Annotated in this window: 3 protein-coding genes; all 3 read left to right on the plus strand. The window is 37.4% G+C overall.

The features are described 5' to 3' along the window. Positions 1-236: 236 nt before the first annotated feature. Positions 237-959, plus strand: a complete 723-nt coding sequence (locus tag Q4534_RS23910; RefSeq protein ID WP_303615684.1) for a hypothetical protein — start codon at positions 237-239, stop codon at positions 957-959. Positions 960-1,124: 165 nt separating this feature from the next. Further along, positions 1,125-1,715, plus strand: coding sequence for a Crp/Fnr family transcriptional regulator (locus Q4534_RS23915; protein ID WP_303615685.1), 591 nt, complete (start codon positions 1,125-1,127; stop codon positions 1,713-1,715). A gap of 79 nt (positions 1,716-1,794) precedes the next feature. Beyond that, the gene (locus Q4534_RS23920) at positions 1,795-3,270 is read left to right on the plus strand and encodes a nitrilase-related carbon-nitrogen hydrolase (RefSeq protein ID WP_303615686.1); all 1,476 of its coding nucleotides are present in this window, start codon (positions 1,795-1,797) and stop codon (positions 3,268-3,270) included. The last annotated feature ends 109 nt before the right edge of the window (positions 3,271-3,379 follow it).

Consider the following 3,379-nt stretch of genomic DNA (forward strand, 5'->3'; position numbering starts at 1 on the left):
TTATAAGAGTTTGTTGATGAGCAATATACCAATGGTAAACCTTTAGCTACCGGAGGTTGAGTTCAACAATGTATAAACGTAATGCGGGTAAAGTGCTGAAAAATAGTAATATAGTAATTAATAAACGGTATCGTAAATTTATAGTGAAGTGCCTTTAAATCCCGCACAAGCCATAGCCAAACCGTTATAGCCAATTGCAGGACGACACATCAAACAACAATAAAAACGAAGACAAATTGAGCTTGGTAGACAAAATAAAAGAGCTAGCAACTAAGCAGGACAAATCACCAGTACTGAAAAAAGGAGAGATTCAACAAATTCTCATTCAGACGGCAAGTGAAGTTTTGCCTGATTTTGGTTTTTTGACTTATAAAAATGGTAGTTACACATTTCAGCGAGACCGACAAGTGAATAATATGACTGTTAAAGAACTGCTTCATATAATTTTCACTCTAAAGGACAAAAGTTTTACCTGTTCAATAGCTTCAATACTAAATACTGAATGCATCTTTTCAAAACATTATAACGCTGGACTTTTAAATCCTCATAAAGACTTAAAAGTATTGAGAAATAATTCCGAAGCATTAAAAATTGAAGACGCTTACTATTTTCATAACGGACAAGTTGAAACGACCACTAAAACAGTAAAAGAATTTTTTGGAGATTACAAAAAATATGGACTCCCATTCCTTGACAAACAACTTGAAAGACTTAAAACAAATGAAATAGTTAAAAGTGGTTTTGATTATATAGACAATTTACAAGCCGACAAAGAAAAACTAAAAAGTGAAATAACCGAAGAACTCAATAATGATGGACTATTACTTTCGAGTATAAAACACCCAATTTATGTTAATCTTAAAGAAAATTTGCAATCAGTAAGCGGGCAAAGTAAAAAATACAGACAAATAATACCGAAGACAGCACACGAATTATTAGAACTATATTGGACGAGATGAAAAGAACAACTGACTATAACATCACCTTGGATACAGGGGTCGGATCAGAGTAAATAGAAAGTTCAGTATCTTTAAGAAGTTAGGAGGAGGCTGGAAGCGAACGTCTCAGAAAGCCCGCCGTCTCCAAGCTGAATCACGTAACGTTGTAGCAAATAATAGATAATCATGAATTTCGAACAGATTAAAGAACGAACAAGACCATTGGTCAACAAAGTGTCTCCTGTATCGGAGGGGTCATTAGATCTGATGTGTGACTTGATTGTAGTTGAAGTTTATGAAAAAGGAGATGTGTTTATTGATAGAGGGAAAAAAAATAACAAGGAATACTTTGTTTACGAAGGTGTCTGCCGGAGCTTTTTGCTAAGCCCGGAAGGTGAGGAAGTAACCATATCTTATTTTCTTGAAGGCGGTGTACTTTCCCCGAATAAAACGAGAACAGCTAACCAAATATCTCACCTCAACTTTCAAGCGCTTACAAAGGTAACCGTGGGCAGTTTAAACGCTGACAAGTTTGAGCAGCTGATGATAAATCACATTGACATACGCGAGTTTGGAAATATGGTTCTTCAAAATGAACTCCTTGCAAAAGTTGAAAAAGAAATTGCCCTCGCCTCGCTGAATGCTAAAGAAAGGCTTATTCTTTTTAGGGAAAAATATCACTTTCTGGAAAATCTAATTTCACATGTTGACATTGCCTCCTATCTGGGAATTACAAATATTTCCCTAAGCAGACTTCGTAAGGGACTCTTGGAGTAGAATGCCATCCTTTAACAAATGTTAATGGATTCGAAATCCGCATGATCAATCTTTGTAGTGAACTTAAAAACAAAGAAAGATGAAGAACTTTTCAAGTACCCTCACACAAGGATTTAATGTAAATAAAATTAATCCACTTTGGTACCTCGCAATTGGAGTAGCTACCATGGCCCTTACTCACATGACCTTTAGTATTGAGCTTATGGCTTGGGTTTCAAGTGTTCCATTTTTAATTTATCTAAGTCTCACACAAGGTTGGAAGTCAAGGTTAACCTTTTTTCTCGCTTTGGTTATGGCCTGGTCCTTTGTTGTAACGAAGATTATTAGCGATCCAATTCCATTGGTGTTGATCTTCCTCTACTCGATCCCAATTAGTTTGTTTCACCTGCCGGGATACTTGATTTGGAGCAAATTTAAAAACCAAAAATATGCCCTGTTTTTATTTCCTGCCATCATGGTTATTATGGAATGGATTCAATACACCTTTACACCTCTTGCCAGTTGGGGAGTAGCTGCATATACCATGCATGATAATGTATCATTGATTCAAACAGTATCCTTGTTTGGGTTGGCCGGTCTAAGCTTTCTGATTTATTGGGTTAATGCCTCTATTGCCAATATCATTATCAAACGAAAAACCACCATTCTCACATTTCAGCTCCCGTTAATTGTACTGTTCCTTTTAATTGCTTTTGGCTCCATCCGTTACGACTTGAGCAAAGCCAATGGTATTGACACTATAACTGTTGCCGCAGTTGGAACAGACTCGAAAGCAAGTGGTTTACCATTGCCAACTAAGGAAAGCAATGAACAGGTTAAAACTGCATTATTTAAACGAACCAGAACTGCAGCAAACGGTGGTGCTAAAATAATATCATGGACCGAAGCTGCCATATTTATTATGCCTGAAGATGAGAAGGAATGGATTAACGCCATCAAGGAATTAGCCGCTGAACTCAATATCACTTTGGTAGCTTCTTATGTGTCACCCATTTCACAAACTCCCTTAAGGTATGAGAACAAGTACCAGTTTATCGATTCGTCAGGAAACATTACGCATACCTACCTCAAGCATGAACCCGTACCAGGAGAACCAGCTGTGCAGGGAAAGTCGCCTTTAAAAGTTGCTGATATAAAAGGAACAAAAGTCGCAGCCGCAATTTGCTATGATTATGATTTTCCATATCTGGCAAAAGGATATGGTGAATTAGGAGCGGATATGGTTATTCTTCCGTCAAGTGATTGGAGAGGTATTGACCCTGTTCATACAGAAATGGCCGCCTTTAGAGCTGTTGAGCAAGGTCACTCGGTTTTACGTTCAACGCGTTTTGGGCTCTCTGCAGCAATTACACCCTACGGTGAAATGGTTTCACAAATGAGCAGTTTTGACGATAATGATAAAATCATGTATGCACAACTACCTACCAAAGGTGTCACTACATTATACTCCCTTATTCAAGATAGCTTCGTCTACCTGTGTATTGGGTTCTTGTCGTTTATGGCTATTGTGTCTCGATCAAAAAATAAATCAAAACCTACAACAATAGATGATTGATTTAAATAGAACTATATTAGTATTACTTGCTGCAACAATTAAGCTACAATGATGCGAAGTAAGACTTCGGTTCATTGTAGCGTATGTTGGACTCAGCCTCCGGTAGCTT

The sequence above is a fragment of the Cyclobacterium sp. 1_MG-2023 genome (assembly GCF_030546805.1).
Classification (GTDB): Bacteria; Bacteroidota; Bacteroidia; order Cytophagales; family Cyclobacteriaceae; genus Cyclobacterium.

What these genes read in the sequence shown, in the direction of transcription:
- Q4534_RS23915 (WP_303615685.1), top strand. Translation starts at nt 1,125, where the DNA reads ATGAATTTCGAACAGATTAAAGAACGAACAAGACCATTGGTCAACAAA.
- Q4534_RS23920 (WP_303615686.1), top strand. Translation starts at nt 1,795, where the DNA reads ATGAAGAACTTTTCAAGTACCCTCACACAAGGATTTAATGTAAATAAA.